17 protein-coding genes are annotated in these 17863 nt (G+C 38.4%); 12 read left to right on the forward strand and 5 right to left on the reverse strand.

Annotated features, from left to right (window positions below; translation table 11 throughout):
- The first annotated feature begins 48 nt into the window (after positions 1 to 48).
- From AC52J8_RS08035 to AC52J8_RS08055, 5 genes are all read left to right on the forward strand, one after another.
- Entirely contained in the window at positions 49 to 807 is a 759-nt protein-coding gene (locus AC52J8_RS08035) for a DUF6776 family protein (protein ID WP_014206946.1), read from the forward strand.
- Positions 808 to 816: 9 nt separating this feature from the next.
- Positions 817 to 1230, forward strand: coding sequence for an ATP-dependent Clp protease adapter ClpS (gene clpS / locus AC52J8_RS08040; protein WP_002121129.1), 414 nt, complete (start codon positions 817 to 819; stop codon positions 1228 to 1230).
- A 9-nt stretch (positions 1231 to 1239) separates the two neighbouring features.
- Positions 1240 to 3516: an ATP-dependent Clp protease ATP-binding subunit ClpA gene (gene clpA / locus AC52J8_RS08045; protein ID WP_005073979.1), complete on the forward strand. Its 2277-nt coding sequence runs from the start codon at positions 1240 to 1242 to the stop codon at positions 3514 to 3516.
- Between the two features lie 3 nt (positions 3517 to 3519).
- A complete protein-coding gene (locus AC52J8_RS08050; protein WP_086355302.1) occupies positions 3520 to 3882 on the forward strand; it encodes a YnfA family protein in 363 nt (120 codons plus the stop codon).
- 425 nt (positions 3883 to 4307) lie between these two features.
- Positions 4308 to 5363 carry a 3-deoxy-7-phosphoheptulonate synthase gene (locus AC52J8_RS08055; protein WP_086355301.1) on the forward strand — a complete coding sequence of 352 codons (1056 nt, stop codon included), beginning with the start codon at positions 4308 to 4310 and terminating at the stop codon, positions 5361 to 5363.
- A gap of 48 nt (positions 5364 to 5411) precedes the next feature.
- Here AC52J8_RS08055 and AC52J8_RS08060 read toward each other — a convergent pair whose 3' ends face one another.
- Positions 5412 to 6329 (reverse strand): alpha/beta fold hydrolase, encoded by a 918-nt coding sequence (locus tag AC52J8_RS08060; RefSeq protein WP_086399459.1) that lies wholly within the window; start codon positions 6327 to 6329, stop codon positions 5412 to 5414.
- A gap of 2 nt (positions 6330 to 6331) precedes the next feature.
- Positions 6332 to 6892: a PadR family transcriptional regulator gene (locus AC52J8_RS08065; protein WP_005069032.1), complete on the reverse strand. Its 561-nt coding sequence runs from the start codon at positions 6890 to 6892 to the stop codon at positions 6332 to 6334.
- 135 nt (positions 6893 to 7027) lie between these two features.
- On the opposite strand from AC52J8_RS08065, the gene AC52J8_RS08070 reads away from it, so the two are divergent.
- The 4 genes from AC52J8_RS08070 (at position 7028) to AC52J8_RS08085 (ending at position 11398) form a co-directional block, all read left to right on the forward strand.
- Complete coding sequence (locus tag AC52J8_RS08070; protein ID WP_197738993.1) at positions 7028 to 9052, forward strand: NADPH-dependent 2,4-dienoyl-CoA reductase; 2025 nt, start codon at positions 7028 to 7030, stop codon at positions 9050 to 9052.
- Positions 9053 to 9121: 69 nt separating this feature from the next.
- Positions 9122 to 9529 carry a nuclear transport factor 2 family protein gene (locus AC52J8_RS08075; RefSeq protein WP_005069036.1) on the forward strand — a complete coding sequence of 136 codons (408 nt, stop codon included), beginning with the start codon at positions 9122 to 9124 and terminating at the stop codon, positions 9527 to 9529.
- 38 nt (positions 9530 to 9567) lie between these two features.
- The gene (locus AC52J8_RS08080) at positions 9568 to 10284 is read left to right on the forward strand and encodes an SGNH/GDSL hydrolase family protein (RefSeq protein ID WP_086355298.1); all 717 of its coding nucleotides are present in this window, start codon (positions 9568 to 9570) and stop codon (positions 10282 to 10284) included.
- A 19-nt stretch (positions 10285 to 10303) separates the two neighbouring features.
- Positions 10304 to 11398 (forward strand): YheT family hydrolase, encoded by a 1095-nt coding sequence (locus AC52J8_RS08085; protein WP_086611537.1) that lies wholly within the window; start codon positions 10304 to 10306, stop codon positions 11396 to 11398.
- A gap of 63 nt (positions 11399 to 11461) precedes the next feature.
- Here the strand turns inward: AC52J8_RS08085 and AC52J8_RS08090 are convergent, their stop codons facing one another.
- Together AC52J8_RS08090 and AC52J8_RS08095 are read right to left on the reverse strand one after the other, a co-directional pair.
- Positions 11462 to 12307: a metal-dependent hydrolase gene (locus AC52J8_RS08090; protein ID WP_057085295.1), complete on the reverse strand. Its 846-nt coding sequence runs from the start codon at positions 12305 to 12307 to the stop codon at positions 11462 to 11464.
- A gap of 241 nt (positions 12308 to 12548) precedes the next feature.
- A complete protein-coding gene (locus AC52J8_RS08095) occupies positions 12549 to 12992 on the reverse strand; it encodes a hypothetical protein (protein WP_057085293.1) in 444 nt (147 codons plus the stop codon).
- Between the two features lie 223 nt (positions 12993 to 13215).
- On the opposite strand from AC52J8_RS08095, the gene pyrG reads away from it, so the two are divergent.
- The 3 genes from pyrG (at position 13216) to eno (ending at position 17094) form a co-directional block, all read left to right on the forward strand.
- Complete coding sequence (gene pyrG / locus AC52J8_RS08100; RefSeq protein WP_017480995.1) at positions 13216 to 14853, forward strand: CTP synthase; 1638 nt, start codon at positions 13216 to 13218, stop codon at positions 14851 to 14853.
- Between the two features lie 30 nt (positions 14854 to 14883).
- The gene (gene kdsA / locus AC52J8_RS08105) at positions 14884 to 15741 is read left to right on the forward strand and encodes a 3-deoxy-8-phosphooctulonate synthase (protein WP_002121042.1); all 858 of its coding nucleotides are present in this window, start codon (positions 14884 to 14886) and stop codon (positions 15739 to 15741) included.
- A gap of 63 nt (positions 15742 to 15804) precedes the next feature.
- The gene (gene eno, locus AC52J8_RS08110; protein ID WP_002121066.1) at positions 15805 to 17094 is read left to right on the forward strand and encodes a phosphopyruvate hydratase; all 1290 of its coding nucleotides are present in this window, start codon (positions 15805 to 15807) and stop codon (positions 17092 to 17094) included.
- Positions 17095 to 17177: 83 nt separating this feature from the next.
- Here the strand turns inward: eno and AC52J8_RS08115 are convergent, their stop codons facing one another.
- Positions 17178 to 17855, reverse strand: a complete 678-nt coding sequence (locus AC52J8_RS08115; protein ID WP_002121037.1) for a DUF421 domain-containing protein — start codon at positions 17853 to 17855, stop codon at positions 17178 to 17180.
- Between the last annotated feature and the right edge of the window lie 8 nt (positions 17856 to 17863).

A 17863-nucleotide genomic window follows, 5' to 3' on the forward strand; every position in this document is an offset into this window, starting at 1 on the left:
TAAATTTCGATTTAAATGTGTGTCTTGACTCTGATCTTGAACACTGAGATGACGATGCAAAACTCTGGACAGACGACTTCAGCAGAAAGTTCGTTGCAAAAGAAAAAATTTTTAAACACCAATAAGCCTTTGTTTATTGGTGCTGCTATTTTAATGAGTGGTTGTTTTGCGCTCGGCTATACAATTGGGCACCGTCAAGGTTTAACTGTTGTTGGTTACGATGCAGATGCGGAGCAATTGGTTGAAGTGGTGCAAAAGCAAAAAACAGCTTTAGATGCAGTTAACAAAAGCCTTAATGCAGCGGTGCAAGAGCGTGATGTGGCTGTAACAAATGCAAATGATCTGTTTGAAGCGCTTAATCAAGCGAACGCCGATAAGACGCAGCAAGAAGGTATGAGTAATATCTATCGTGAGATTTTGAGACAGCGCGGTGGTTTGAGCTTAACAATCCAAAATCTGGCAATTAAACCTTTACCTGAAAACGCTTATGAATATCAGCTAGATTTAGTCCAAGTAAGTCCAAGTAAGCGCCGTGCTTTGGGTTCGGTTGAAATCAGATTGATTAAAGATACTGAAGTTTTAGTCGTACCGCTTGAAGCGAAGAACTTTAACTTTACTGACTTTGAGCGCTTAACCGGTCGTTGGACAATGCCTAAAGGTTTCACGCCTCAATTTATTGAGGTGCGTTTAACTGGTGGTTCTGATACACCGATTATTAAACGTTTTAGTTGGCAGCGTGGTAAACCTGTCGAAACATCTTCTGCTTTCGTGGCAGAAATTCCTCAAGCTGAAGCAAATTCACAATAGTAACATCCTATGCGAACAAATAAGCGTCAAACAAATTTAAAAGATATCAAGGCTTCTTTTCAGCAGTCTGGCTATGTCGATTGGCACTTCCACCCACGCTTAAGTGATTCGCAAAACGAAGATCATGATGGAGAGGTTGTTGTACAAACAGCTCCTCCTGAACTCAAGCGTCCCCCATTATATGCAGTCGTATTAATGAATGACGATTACACTCCAATGGACTTTGTAATTGAAATTTTACAACAATACTTTGCAATGAATCTTGACCAAGCAACTCAAGTAATGCTAACAGTACACTATGAAGGTAAAGGTATTGCCGGAGTCTATCCAAGAGACATCGCGGAAACTAAGGCAAACCTTGTTAATAATTACGCTCGATCGCAAGGTCATCCATTACTTTGCCAGATTGAGCCTAAAGCATAAGGGGGTTACATGCTCAGTCGTCAATTAGAAGTATCATTACGTTTGGCTGTTAGCATGGCTCGTCAAAAGAGACATGAGTTTCTTACAGTTGAACATTTATTATTAGCACTACTCGACAACGATTCAGCCGTGAATGCATTAAAAGCATGCGGGGCTGATATAGTTTCTTTGCGTAAAGAATTAGAAGAATATGTAGAACAACATACTCCTAAGCTTGGCGAAAATAGCGAGCAAGCGCCTCATCCAACAGAAAGTTTCGACCGCATTTTGCAACGTGCTATTTTTCACGTGCAATCAAGTGGCGGCGATCGTACTGTTGAAGGTGCAGATGTTTTGGTCGCAATGTATTCAGAGCGTGATTCTTTTGCTGTGTATTTACTTAAACGTCATCAAATCAATCGTTTGACATTGACTCAATACTTGTCTCATGGGACACGTAAAGACGAAGTACAAGTTGAAGAAGAAGTTGAAGATATTGAAGGTGAAACTAGCGCAAGCAATGCAGGGCCACTTGAGCTTTATACGCTGAATCTAAATGTTGAAGCGCAAAAAGGCAAAACGGACCCACTGATTGGTCGTGAAAAAGAAATTGAGCGTACAGCACAAATTCTGTGCCGCCGTCGCAAAAACAATCCATTGCTTGTAGGTGATCCAGGTGTAGGTAAAACCTCGATTGCCGAGGGTTTGGCATGGTTAATTGTGAATGGTAAAGCACCTAAACCTTTAAGTCAGGCTGAAATTTATAGTCTGGACATTGGTGCATTAGTTGCTGGAACTAAATATCGTGGTGACTTTGAAAAACGTTTAAAACAGTTGCTTAATGCATTGAAGAAAAATCCAAATGCGATTTTATTCATTGATGAGATTCATATGATCATTGGTGCAGGCTCAAGTATGGGCAGCACAATGGATGCTTCAAATCTTATTAAGCCAGCTTTAGCTAATGGTACTTTACGTTGTATTGGTTCAACGACTTTCCAAGAATATCGTCAGGTTTTTGAAAAAGACCATGCGTTATCACGTCGTTTCCAAAAAATTGATGTTAATGAGCCAAGTATTTCGGAAACGATTGATATTTTACGTGGATTGAAAACTAAGTTTGAAGATTTTCACCATGTACAATATGACGATAAGGCTTTGGTATCAGCTGTAGAGCTTTCTGCTAAGTTCATTAATGATCGTTTCTTGCCAGATAAGGCAATTGATGTCATCGATGAAGCAGGTGCTCAACGCCGTTTGAAAGCTGAAAGTGATGATAGTTTGATTACTGTAGAGAATATCGAAGATATCGTTTCTAAGATTGCTCGTATTCCACCAAAAACTGTGTCTAAAGATGATAAGTCAGTGCTTGAAAATCTTGAGCGTGATTTGAAACGTGTGGTGTTTGGTCAAGACGAAGCAATTACTGCATTAGGCTCAGCGATCAAGTTATCTCGTGCTGGATTAAAATCACCAGATAAACCAGTGGGTAGTTTTGTTTTTGCTGGCCCAACTGGTGTAGGTAAAACTGAGGTTACTAAGCAACTCGCTAAATTATTGGGTGTAGAGCTTGTACGTTTCGATATGTCTGAATATATGGAACGTCATGCAGTTTCACGCTTAATTGGTGCACCTCCAGGGTATGTGGGTTATGACCAAGGTGGTTTGCTTACTGATGCGATTCATAAAAATCCGCATTGTGTCTTGTTGCTTGATGAAATTGAGAAAGCACATCCAGATGTGTTTAATCTATTGCTACAAATCATGGATCATGGCGCTTTAACGGATAACAATGGACGTAAGTCAGACTTTAGAAATGTGATTATTGTTCTGACTACTAATATTGGAGCGGAAAGTATTTCTCGCGCGAGCATTGGTTTCACGGAACAAGATCATAGTTCTGATAACCAAGAAGCGATGAAACGTGCTTTCTCTCCAGAGTTCCGTAACCGTCTAGATGGTGTTATTCAATTCAAAGCATTGCCAACAACTGTGATTGAGTCTGTAGTCGACAAATTCTTGACAGAATTACAAGCGCAATTGGATGAAAAACAAGTTGTGCTTGATGTTGATCAAAGTGCACGAGATTGGTTAGCTACAAATGGTTATGATCGTTTGATGGGTGCTCGTCCAATGCAACGTCTCATTCAAGAACACTTGAAGAAACCACTCGCTGAAATGATTCTGTTTGGTGAACTTGCAGATCATGGTGGTAACGTGGCTGTATCTGTGAAAAAAGAAGATGGCAAAGCTGTCGGCTTGAAACTTGAAGTGTTTGAAGATCATCATACGGCAGAACCAGCATAACTTATGTTAATTGATAGTCTTGCTATAACCCGAATACTCAGTGTATTCGGGTTATTTATTATCACAGCAATTGCTGAAATTCTTGGTTGTTATTTTCCTTATCTGATTTTAAAAGAGGGTAAGTCGGCTTGGCTGTGGCTACCTACGGTCTTAAGTCTGGCTATCTTTGTATGGTTGTTGACTTTACATCCGGCAGCTTCTGGGCGCATTTATGCGGCCTATGGCGGTATCTATATTTTTACTGCGCTTATGTGGCTACGCTTTGTTGATCAGGTGGGATTAACAAGATGGGATATGTTAGGTGGTCTAATTGTGCTTTGTGGAGCTGGTTTAATTATTTTGCAACCTCAAGGCTTGATTCGTTAATACATCATTGAATCAAATCTTAAGCGAGAAAATAAGAAGTTTTTTTCAAAAAAAAGACTTGTCAAACTCATCAACAATGCGTATTTTAGATTTAAGGAACATTTTTTAATATTTGAGATAAAGATGTTAAATCAATCTGTGAACACTAACGCTTATTATTACTTTTGGCAATTTAGATAGTTGCCTGAGCGTATTCGGGCATGAGAAAGTTGCCCATCACAGTTAATACCTGATCGGCAACCCCGATCAGGTTTTTTTATGCTTTATCTTTTTAGAATCGAGGAACTTAAAATGAACAACATGACTTATTCGTACTTTAGCAACTTTTATTGGTTTTACTTTTGCTTACCTTTACCAACGAATAGATCCAAAACGCTCAAATAAATGATCGGACTGAGTAGATTGCAGTCCCAAGGAAAAAACCAATGAATGCCCTAAATACTTTACTGACTCAAACCAATACAAAAGAAACACCAGTTAGTTTACCTATCCAGTTAAAAGCGAAATACCCGCTTGCACACTCTTTCGCACGTCAAATTGCCGAACACCGCCAAATTATTCAAAATATTCTTAACGGCAACGATCATCGTCTAATGGTAATTACAGGGCCTTGTTCAATTCATGATCCAGTTGCAGTACTTGAATACGCTGAAAAACTGCAAAAATTACAAGAAAAAGTAAAAGATCAAATTTTTATCGTGATGCGTACATACATTGAAAAACCACGTACCACAGTTGGTTGGAAGGGGTTCATGTATGATCCAAATTTAGATGGTTCATCAAATTTACAACTTGGTTTAGAAAAGTCTCGTGAACTCTACCTACAGATTATTGAAAAGGGTTTGCCAATTGCGAGTGAAATTTTAAGTCCAATGGCAACTGGCTATTTTGATGATTTATTGGCTTGGGGTGCAATTGGAGCTCGCACAAGCGAATCTCAGATTCACCGTGAAATCTCAAGTCATATGCCATACAGTATTGGTTTCAAGAATGGTACTGATGGTTCTATTCAGATTGCATTAGATGCGATTCAGTCCGCGCAAAATGAACATCAATTTTTAGGTATGAATCAACAAGGCTTGCCTTCAGTGATTCAGAGTGCTGGAAATCCGTTACCGCATTTGATCTTGCGTGGTGCGAATCATGGGCCAAATTACGATTTGGCTTCAATTCAGGCTATACGTGAAAAGTACAAACAAAATCTACCTGCACTGGTGATTGATTGTAGTCATGGTAACAGTGGGAAAGATCCGTTGCGTCAGCCAGAAGTTTTACAGCAAATCGTTGCTGAACGTTTAAAAACACAAGTTCGAGGTGTCATGATTGAAAGTCATTTGGTTGATGGTAACCAAAAGATTTCTTGTGATATGACTTATGGCCAGTCAGTAACTGATGGTTGTTTAGGGTGGGAAAAAACAGAGCAGCTTTTATTAAATGTCTCGAAGCAATTAAAGACAAAAGAATTAGCTTATTCCGCTTAATTATTTATGGGCTTTAAAAAGGGATCTGTAAATAGATCCCTTTGTTTTTTAAGAAGCATGTTTGAGTTCGGATAGAAATGTATTGATTTCATGTCCAAACTTTTTAGGCTCGGTTAATAAAGGTGTATGGCCTGAACGTTCAAAATATATAGCTTTTGCATGCTCAACACTATGTGCAATGAGCGTTTGCCCAGTTTCTGGATAAAGTGTCGAATTACGACCAATAAAGAAAGTGGTAGGACATGCTAACTGCTGAATTGCTTCTCGATAATCTTCATTATGATAAAGATAGTTTTCAACATACCAAAACAAGTAATCTAAACGTTGAATAGGTAATAAATATTTTTGTAGAAAAGGCTGTTTTAAAGCTGTTTTAAAAACTAGTGGACTAAATGGATTGCTACTTTGTAACTCAATAAAATCTACCCATAGACGGACTAGTTCTTGTCGATCTGGAAGTGATAGCTCATAAAGGTATTTGGCATTTTTATGCTTTAGCAATAATTGATAAATATCATTTAATAATTGTTTGAACTGAGTGTGAAGAGGGCCGAATAAACCATATTCCCAAGTTGAATCTACTGATATTTTGGGTGTCTGATCAATATGTAAATAGGCTTTTAACTGCTGTGCCAGTTGAGCGTGTTTCATGCCATGCATGGCAGTTGTCGCGCCCATTGAATAACCCATCAAGATAAAGTTATCGAGTTTTAATTGATCTATTAAATGAGCAACATCTTGCCAATGGCTAGAAATGGCATCTTGCTCGGGAATTGCACAATTTTTTGACCCACCGAAACCACGCCAGTCTGGAATAATAAACTCATATTCTTTACGGTTTGCATAAATAAACGGTAGCCACTGCCAACTTTGCATGCCAAGGCCAGATAAAACCAAAACAGGCTCACCACGACCAACACGGCGTACAAATAAATTTTCCTGATCGGGCATGGTGTAATACGGCATGGCTATTCTCCAGATGGGTTATCTTGGGCAAAGCGTTTTAATTGAGGGATGACTTGTTCCAACCATTTGATCCATTCACTTTCCATCGTAATTCCAAGTTCTAAGATCATTTTGTGGATGTATAACACACGGTCATTTAGATCATCACTGTCTTTAAAATCTTTATCATAAATACTTTGATAAAGTTTGAGCTTCTCTTGATGTAAACCAAGATGCCTTAACAGTTCAGGTAATATCTGATTATTGCTCAATTGTGCTTCTGCACGCAATCTAACCATTAAATCATCACGAAGCTGCGCAGGTTCACTTTGTTGAGTCATCCATGAGGCTAGTTCTATACGACCCAGTTGTTCGACCTGATAGGTTTTTTTACGGCCATTATCCATTTCATTTTCTAAAGTGGAAACCCAGCCTTTTTTAAGCATGTTATTGAGTTCACGATAAATTTGCTGGTGAGTGGCATTCCAGAAAAAGCCCATTGAGCGGTCAAAGCGACGGGCAAGTTCAAACCCCGTACTTGGACGTTCAAGCAAGCTGGTCAATAAAACATGAGGAAGTGACATGGCAATCCAGTTTGTAAGCAAAAGTAAAGTGTGACTCATGAGATTATGCAACATGTTGCATAAAAGTCAAAATTTGATTATAAATTTATGCAACAAGTTGCATTAGCAAGCTTATTGCTAGCCATAGGAGAAAATATGTCAGCTTATCCACATTTATTAAAGCCACTTGATTTAGGCTTTACTACTTTAAAAAATCGTGTGCTTATGGGGTCGATGCACATTGGATTAGAAGAAGCACCGCAAGGATATGAGCGCATGGCTGCGTTTTATGCTGAGCGTGCGAAAGGTGATGTGGGTTTAATTGTAACTGGCGGTGTTTCTCCAAATGATGATGGTGTTGTATTTAGCCACGGGACCAAACTAGATACAGTTGAAGAAGCTGAAAAACATAAAGTGATTACCCAAGCTGTCCATGAAGCCGGGGGTAAAATTGCTATGCAGATTTTACATACGGGTCGTTATTCTTATCAGGCAAATAACGTTGCGCCTTCAGCAATTCAAGCACCAATTAACCCAATTAAGCCAAAAGCTTTAAGCTCTGCCGAAGTACAACAAACCATTGATGACTTTGCTAACTGCGCCAAACTTGCTCAGTATGCGGGCTATGATGGCGTAGAGATCATGGGCTCTGAAGGCTATTTAATTAATGAGTTTATTGCAGCTCGAACCAATCATCGTGATGATGAATGGGGCGGTAGTTACGAAAACCGTATCCGCTTTCCAATTGAAATTGTAAAGCGTACACGTGAATTAGTGGGTGAAAACTTTATCATTATTTATCGTTTATCTATGCTTGATTTAGTTGAAGGCGGTTCAAGTTTTGATGAAGTGATTCAACTTGCAAAAGAAATTGAAAAAGCAGGCGCAACAATTATCAATACAGGTATTGGCTGGCATGAGGCACGTATTCCTACAATTGCAACCAAAGTTCCTCGTGCTGCATTTACTTGGGTAACTGAAAAACTTAAAGGTGAAGTCTCTATCCCTTTAATTACTTCTAACCGAATCAATACGCCTGAAATGGCTGAACATGTATTGGCATCTGGTCATGCTGATATGGTGTCTATGGCACGACCAATGTTAGCGGATGCTGAATTTGTCTTGAAAGCAAGTGAAGGCCGCAGTGATGAAATTAATACATGTATTGGGTGCAACCAAGCTTGTTTAGATCATATTTTCTCAATGAAAATTGCAACTTGTTTAGTAAACCCGCGTGCATGTTATGAAACTGAACTGATCTTTAAAGAAGCTCAGGTGAAAAAGAGTATCGCTGTTATTGGCGCAGGTCCGGCAGGTTTGAGTTTTGCAGTATATGCAGCTGATCGCGGACATCAAGTTAAAATTTTTGAAGCAAGTCATCAAATTGGTGGTCAGTTTAATATTGCAAAAACAGTTCCTGGAAAAGAAGAGTTCTACGAAACTTTACGCTACTTTAGTCGTCAAATTGAATTGCGACCAAACATTGAACTTGTGTTAAACCATCAAGCAACTTACGAAGAATTAAGCCAAGCAAATTTTGATGAAATTGTGGTTGCAACAGGTGTAACACCTCGTCAATTACAGTTTGAGGGAATTGATCATCCTAAAGTGCTGAGCTACTTACAAGTACTTAAAGAGCGTGTACCAGTAGGACAACGTGTTGCCATTATTGGAGCAGGTGGTATTGGTTTCGATACAGCTGAATATCTTACTCATGAAGGTGAAAGTGGCAGTTTAAATCCAGAAAAGTTCTATGAAGAATGGGGAATCGATACTCAATATGAGCATGTTGGTGGTTTAAAACAACCAAAAGTTGAGGCATCTGAACGAGAAATTTATTTACTGCAACGTAAAACTGCTGCTGTAGGCGCTGGTTTAGGGAAAACAACAGGCTGGATTCATCGTACAGGACTAAAAAATCGTCAGGTCAAAATGTTTGCAGGTGTGCAATACGACAAGGTAGACGATCAAGGTTTACATATTACTGTGGATGGGAAACCAAGTGTACTTGAGGTTGACCATGTGGTGATTTGCGCAGGCCAAGAGTCATTTACTGCAATGTATGATCAATTAAAAACAGATGGAAAAAATGTTCATTTAATTGGTGGTGCTAAAGAGGCGGGAGAACTAGATGCAAAACGTGCAATACGCCAGGGTGCTGAATTAGCAGCGACACTATAAATTTTTATGGGTATTTCTTTTAAGAAATGCCCGTTACTTTTTTTGGTTAAATTATAGGATATAAAAACAATGACACTCGAAACAACAAAACAGTCTTTAGAAAAATGGCATGAAATGGTTCAGGCTGGTAACTTATCCGATCTAAATGATTTGTTGGCAGATGAAGTGGTTTTTCGCTCACCAGTTGCTTACAAACCTTATGAAGGAAAGCAGGTCGTTTTCTTCATTCTTACCAATGTGATTCAGGTGTTCGAAGACTTTACTTATCATCGTGAGTTCTACACAGAAGACGGTGAAAATGTAGTGCTTGAGTTCAGTGCCAATGTCAGTGGTAAATCATTAAAAGGTATTGATATGATTCGTTTTAATGAACAAGGCAAAATTATTGATTTTGAAGTAATGATTCGTCCAATGAGTGGCTTAGCTGCATTGGCTGAACAAATGGGTATAAGAATTGCTAAGTTTCAACCTCAATAATTTTAGTAAATAGCCTAAGTAAGATAGAGATCAATAAAATGTGGTTAAAGCTTTCAACTCTAGCATTGCTTCCTGTACTGTTTGTACAGGGAACAAAGGTTCGTAAGAATACACCACGCTTGCTAGAAGCCAGTGGTGAGAGACAAGGCATCGTTGGCAAGGGAAGACCTCTATCATTGCTTATTTTAGGAGACTCTGCCGCAGCAGGTGTTGGGGTAGAAAACCAAAAAGATGCTTTATCTGGTGCAATTATTTCTGAGTTGCAAGATCAATATTCGATACGCTGGAAACTGCATGCAAAAACAGGTGATACAACTAAGCAGGTTTTTCAAGCAGTACAGCATTTAGAGCAACAAAAGTACGATGTGGTGGTTACGTCGATTGGTGTTAATGATGTAACAAAATTAACCTCAGCAAGTTCATGGATAAAACAACAAAAACAATTATTTCAATATATACAGGCACGTTTTCAGCCTAAGCTCATTATTGTTTCTGGTGTTCCGCCAATGCAGCATTTCCCAGCGTTACCAAATCCATTGGCTTGGTTGTTTGGAAAATATGCGGAACAAATGAACCAGGTACTAGATAAATGGTTAGAATCACAAAACCAATTTAGATTCGTTCAATATGATATTGGGCATTTTCAAGCGATGAATCTGCCTATGGCAAGTGATGGCTTTCATCCGAGTAAGGAAATTTATGCAATTTGGGGACAACAGGTTGCAGCATTAGTGCGGCAATCATTTAACTCATAATCAGAGGTAGTGATTGGAAATGGGCATATCTACTTTAAATAAAATTAAAGCTTTCGGTTCAGAATTGTTCGATTCGGTATTAGGTGCCGAACAGCCAAAAATCTATTATGACCCAAATGGGAAAATAAAAGATATTCTGGAGAAATTGCCCCAGCTCAAGCAAAAATATCGGCCCACACCGTGGTTAAGCAACAATCACGTGCATCTTTTATATTTTGATATTATTAGAAAAAAAACCATTAAGCTTGAATACGATCGTATTGATCAGCTCACCATGAAAGATGGTGGCGTAACTGCGATCGCGTGGTATGGCTATGATCTTCCTTCAGACATTCCAACAGTTGTCATTATGCATACCATTACAGGGACACCTGAAAGTATGCGTGAACTTGTAAAAGATATACATCACTATACAGGATGGAGAATAGCTCTATGCTTACGCCGTGGGCATGCTGGCTTACCTATGCCTGTACCACAGATTTCTCTTTTTGGGTCAACAAGCGATCTTAAAGAGCAACTTGAGCATATTCAAAAATTATTCCCTAAATCGGATTTATACGCCGTAGGTTCCTCTGCTGGAACAGGACTACTGGTTCGCTACTTAGGAGAGCAAGGTACTGACACGCCATTTAAAGCTGCTTTTGCAATGTGTCCAGGCTACAACACAGAGATTGGCTTTAAAAATGTTCATCCGTTTTATAGCAAAATGATGACCAAAAAGTTATTCAAGTATTTTATTCATCCTTATCAAAATACATGGAACCAACTTTCTTCTATTGAAAAAGTTCTAGCGACGTCAAGTCTGGAAGAATTTGAAAAAGAATATTTTGAAATGGCTGGCTTTGAGGACTATCAAAGTTATTGCCAAGCCATTAATCCAATTTATGTATTTGAGAATGTAAAAACACCATTAATGATTCTTAATGCTGAGGATGATCCAGTCTGTTCTATTAAAAATTTGGAACCATACAAAGAAACGATTCAGCAAATGAGTAATATTGCGGTAATCACCACAAAAAAAGGAAGTCATTGTGGCTTTTACGAAGGCTGGAAAAGTACCTCATGGGCTGCCAAATTAATATCAAATTATTTTTTGGTCGAACATAAGCAATAACGGTAACTTTGCAATAAGTTAAATAAAGCCCATTCAATAGATGGGCTTTATAATTTTATTAGATCAAAATAAAAGCAATTTGGGATCTTTTAGTCCAATTTTGATTTTTGTGCTAGCCACGAGGTCTTTTTCATCTGTTTGGTTGGGATGAAAATCAAAGCGATAATAATCAAAAAATTGGGGGATCAATGTTCTATATTGTTTATTCGCAAAACTAAAGAACTTACGCCAAGATTTGAAATTTAAAAGTTGATGATCCCGTTTCATAAGAACAAATTGATAAATTGTTGAAAAACCGGTAATCAAAAATAGACTTAAAGTAAAGACTGTAATGCGAGGAAGGTATGCACTTAAGCCGCTTCCATATAAATGTTGATAGAGATCAAAGGCCACAGCTTTATGTTCAGTTTCTTCAATACTATGCCATAGCCATAAATTGCGAATAGTTGAGTCCGTCATCAATTCATTAACGGATTGCATCATACTAACCACAAGTACTGCTGTGTAATGTTCTAGACCTACTGTTACAAGCAAATTCCATTTTTTACTAAAAACTTTTTCAATAGTTTTTAAAACGATGCCAGTTACTTTTTCTAAAGATTGAGGATCTAAACCATATTGCTGTGCACTTACATGAAAAGCATGATGTTCTTTAGAGTGCATTGCTTCTTGGCCAATAAAAGCACTGATTTCCCGATCTAAAATTTCATTCGACTTTGCTTTGGCGCGTAAAGCTCGAACAGAGCGAACGAAATATGATTCACCTTCAGGGAATAATGTAGATAAACCCGTAAAATAATGGGTAAAAGTGGGTTCATTATTACACCAGTAGCGAGGTACGTTTTCAAAATTATAATCCATACGACGGACTGGAAATGAGGCGGGGAAACGATTTGATACTGTATTCATTCTAGGCTCCAATCTTCTTTTAATTAAAGTTCCAAAAAGGAACTTGTTAAAAAACTACATCGCCATATATCTATCGTCAATGTTTTTTGAAGTGAAAAAAGTAGATTGTCCCTAATTGATAACTAGACAAACTTTAAAGATAAATAGAAAGAAAAGTAAAACTTATTATTGTGTTGATAACTTAAATAATATTTAAAAAGCCCAAACTGATGGTTCAATTTGGGCATATTCGCATACGAACTTAGTTCTTAAGCGCTGGAGTAGCAGCCGCAATTGCAGCAGCAACAGCATCATCTTCACTTTGAGCTGGTTCAGCTGGTTTAGATGGTTTTGGCTCTGCTTTTGGTTCAGGCTTTGGCTTTGGTTCTGCTTTAGGTTGCTCAGAAACATTTGTTTGTGAATTTTGCTCAGCTTGTGCAGGGCGAGTTTCACGGCGAATTTCAGTTGTCGTATTTGCTGTTTCTTCGTGATGCACCTCAACTTGCGTTGGTTCCTGAGTTTGAGCTTCTTCAGTTTGAACACTTTCTAAAGACTCAAATTTTGCAGGTTCAGCAGGTGTAGGTTCTGAAACAGCAGTTTCAACCTTTTCTTGCTCTTCTTCTTTAGGTGTTTCTTTTTTGACACATGCGGTTAACAATAGTCCAGCAGCAATTGCAGCACAGATTAAAAGTTTTTTATTTGCCATTGTCCTAAACAACATTTAATTGAGGAGCTGGCATTATAACAGCAAAAGAGAATGAAAAAATCATGTGAGATTGACCTAAATTTTTATTAAAAATGCTGATAGAATAGCCAGTTGTTTAATGATCTTTGAATTGATGCGGTTTGACTTTGCTTTATAGGGGCAGAGTACAGTAAAATTGCCAAACATTGTAGGCCGATTTCGGCTTGATTGTACGAGAAACTTAATGACCCATTTTATTTTTGTCACTGGTGGTGTAGTTTCATCGCTAGGTAAAGGTATTTCTGCTGCTTCAGTTGCTGCACTTTTGGAAGCCCGTGGCTTAAAAGTCACAATGGTTAAAATGGATCCCTACATTAATGTCGATCCAGGGACAATGAGCCCTTTCCAACATGGTGAAGTTTTTGTCACAGAGGATGGTGCCGAAACTGATCTAGACTTGGGTTATTACGAACGTTTCTTACGTCGTGCGAAAATGACCAAACTTAATAACTTTACCAGTGGTCGTGTATATCAGGACGTTTTAAATAAAGAACGTCGTGGTGACTATCTTGGTGGTACAGTTCAAGTTATTCCTCATATTACTGACAACATTAAAGAACGCGTACTTCGCGCAGGTGAAGGCTACGATGTTGCTATCGTAGAAATTGGCGGTACGGTAGGTGATATCGAATCACTTCCATTTATGGAGTCAGTTCGTCAGTTAATGGTTGAGCTTGGTCATAAAAGAACCATGCTTATGCATTTAACTTTGTTGCCATATATCAAATCTGCAGCAGAGCTTAAGACAAAACCAACTCAACACTCTGTAAAAGAGTTGCTTTCGATTGGTATTCAGCCAGATATTCTTATCTGCCGTACTGAATATGATGTGGATGTTGACACTAAACGCAAAATTGCATTGTTCACTAACGTAGAAGCGCGTGCTGTAGTGGTATGTAAGGATGCGAAAACGATTTATCAAATTCCACGTACATTCTATGAACAAAACGTTGATGACTTGATCTGTGAGCGTTTTGGATTTAATGATCTTCCAGAAGCAAACCTAGAAGATTGGGATAATGTAGTCGAAGCATTACTAAATCCTGAATACACTTTACGTGTAGCTATGGTTGGTAAATATGTTGAATTACCAGATGCTTATAAGTCTGTGAATGAAGCGTTATTACACGCAGGTATTAAAAATCGCGTAAAAGTACAAATTGATTATGTCAACGCTGAAGAACTTGAAAGCCAAGACGTATCTATTTTAAGTACAGCTGACGCAATTTTAGTTCCAGGTGGTTTTGGTGAACGTGGTACTGAAGGCAAAATGAGAGCTATTCAATACGCACGTGAAAACAAAATCCCATTCTTGGGTATTTGTTTAGGCATGCAATTGGCTGTTATTGAATACGCTCGCCATGTTGCAGGTATGCCAGAAGCTTCTTCTACAGAATTTAACCGTTCTACAAAATATCCACTCATTGGTTTAATTACTGAATGGTTAGATGAGCGCGGTGAATTACAACAACGCAGCCTTGAGTCTGACCTAGGTGGAACTATGCGTTTAGGTGCTCAAAAATCTGAATTGGTTGAAGGCACAAAAACACGTGAAGTCTACGGTAAAGCTGAAATCACTGAGCGTCATCGTCACCGTTATGAAATGAATAACCGTTTCATTGAGTCGATTGAACAAGCTGGTATGAAGATTTCAGGTTACTCTTCAGCACAACATTTAGTTGAAACTGTAGAAATTCCTGAACATCCTTGGTTTATTGCTGTACAATTCCACCCGGAATTTACAAGTTCACCACGTGATGGACATCCATTATTTGCTAGTTTTATTGACGCTGCAAAAACACAGCATCAAAAAAGTAAATAATGCGATTTTAAATAAACTGGGAAAGTTTAAATGTCACAATTAAAACCACAAGAAGTTGTACGTTTAGGCGATATACAAATGGCAAATCATTTGCCATTTGTATTATTTGGCGGAATGAACGTACTTGAATCAAAAGATTTAGCTTTTGAAATTGCAGAAACGTATGTTGATATTTGCAAACGCTTAGATATTCCTTATGTATTTAAAGCGAGTTTCGATAAAGCAAATCGTTCTAGTCTGCATTCATTCCGTGGTCCTGGACTTGAAAAAGGTATCGAATGGTTAGGTGATATTAAAAAACATTTTAATGTTCCTATCATTACTGATGTGCATGAGCCATATCAGGCTGCACCAGTTGCAGAAGTAGCCGATATTATTCAATTACCCGCTTTCTTAAGTCGTCAGACTGATCTTGTCGAAGCGATGGCAAAAACACAGGCTATTATTAATATTAAGAAAGCCCAGTTTTTAGCACCTCATGAAATGCGTCATATCCTGCATAAATGTTTAGAAGCAGGAAACGACAAACTTATTCTTTGTGAACGTGGTTCAGCATTTGGTTATAACAATCTTGTTGTAGATATGCTTGGCTTTGACACAATGAAAGAAATGAATGTGCCAGTTTTCTTTGACGTGACACATGCGTTACAAACCCCTGGCGGTCGTTCTGACTCAGCAGGCGGTCGTCGTGCTCAAATTACAACTTTAGCACGCGCAGGAATGGCAACTGGTTTGGCTGGATTGTTCTTGGAAGGACACCCAGATCCAGAACATGCAAAATGCGATGGACCTTGTGCATTACGTATGTCGCAACTTGAACCGTTCTTGGCACAAATAAAAGAATTGGATACTTTAGTTAAAGGATTCAAGAAGTTAGACACCCATTGAGTTGTTTTATAACCCTTACGCTGCTTTAACCGCAGCTCATATTCATTCAAAGAGGAATTGTTCATGAGCCAAATCGTTGACATTCGTGCACGTGAAATTTTGGACTCTCGTGGTAACCCAACCATCGAAGCAGACGTAATTTTAGAATCTGGGGTTGTTGGTCGTGCATGTGCACCATCTGGTGCTTCAACTGGTTCTCGTGAAGCTTTAGAACTACGTGACGGTGATAAATCGCGTTACTTAGGTAAAGGCGTTCGTACAGCAGTTAATAACGTTAATACGTTGATTCGTGATGCTTTGTTGGGTAAATCAGTTTTTGAGCAAAAAGACATTGATAATACAATGATCGCGCTTGACGGTACTGAAAACAAAGAGAAATTAGGTGCTAACGCAACTTTAGCTGTGTCATTGGCTGCTGCGCGCGCTGCTGCTGAAGAAAAGAAACTTCCTCTTTTCCAATACATCGCAGATCTTCGTGGTCAAACAATTTTGACAATGCCTGTACCGATGATGAACATCTTAAATGGTGGTGAGCATGCGGACAACACTGTTGATATTCAAGAGTTCATGATTGAGCCTGTAGGTTTCACTTCATTTGCTGAAGCTTTACGTGCTGGTGCTGAAGTATTCCATTCTTTAAAATCAGTTTTAAAGAAACAAGGTTTGAATACTGCGGTAGGTGATGAAGGTGGTTTTGCTCCTAACTTACGTTCTAACGAAGAAGCAATTCAAATCATTTTACAAGCAATTGAGTTGACTGGTTACAAAGCTGGTTCAGACATGATGCTTGCACTTGACTGCGCGTCTTCAGAATTCTACAAAAACGGTCAATACGTTTTAGAAGGTGAAGGTAACCGTGCATTTACAAGCCATCAGTTTGCAGATTATTTAGCTGGTCTTGTAAATCAATATCCAATTATCTCAATCGAAGATGGTCTTGATGAGTCTGATTGGGAAGGCTGGAGCTACTTGACTTCAATCCTTGGTGATAAAATCCAATTGGTTGGTGATGACTTGTTCGTAACTAATCCTAAGATTTTACAACGTGGTATTGATGAAAAAGTTGGTAACTCAATCTTAATCAAATACAACCAGATCGGTACTTTGACTGAAACTTTAGATGCAATCTATCTTGCTAAAGCAAATGGTTATTCGACTGTTATTTCTCACCGTTCTGGTGAAACAGAAGATTCTACTATTGCTGACTTAGCAGTAGGTACAGCTGCTGGTCAAATCAAGACTGGTTCACTTTGCCGTTCTGACCGTGTGTCTAAGTACAACCAATTACTTCGTATTGAAGAATTGACTAAAGCTGCTTACCGCGGTAAAGCTGAATTTAAAGGTTTAAACTAATCTTTAAATAAAAAGTTAAAATTAATTTTTTAACATTTGAAGGTGCTATTTTCTGTTTTTAATAGGAAATAGCACCTTTTTTATTATCCTAATCGGCGTGTTTTTAAAGACTCAGCCCAACTGTGATGTTTACAGCGGGTACATTCTTGATCGATCTTATTTAAAATTTTTGTTTCACCACATTTCATACATGAATAAAAAGTATTAAGTTTCAGTACATCGGCTTTAATGTAGGCATCAGGGAATAGTGGCAAGCCCCATTTTACATCTTCATCCTCAAAATAAAGCAGACTGAGAATACCGTCTGACTCCAACAAGGCTGTTCTTACTTGTCCAAGGTGCTCAACATTTTGTTGACGCATTTCTGAGAAAAACTCATCATGAGAATATGATTGTTTTTGGAAATCTTTGTAGACTACAAGGCCATCCTTAACAATACAAAGCGCTTTTCCTTCTAGTAAATCTTCAATTTTTTTATGCTTTACCATACTCCATGTAGCAAAGCGATAAAGAAAAAGAATAACAACAAACGCGACGAATGCATGGGCAATAGGTAAGTCCTCGGTAAACATCGGGTCACCAGCGGCTGAACCTAAACATAAAATAATGGCGAGTTCAAAAAGGGAGAGCTGACGTATACCTCGTTTACCGGATAATCTTAAAAAGCTAATAATGATGATGAACATTACGGTACATCGAACCAAAATTTCTAAAACAAATTTCCAAGTCGTGTCACCAATGAAAATATTAAAAAAATCCATTTTTTTCT

The organism is Acinetobacter sp. S-1 (assembly GCF_059579785.1).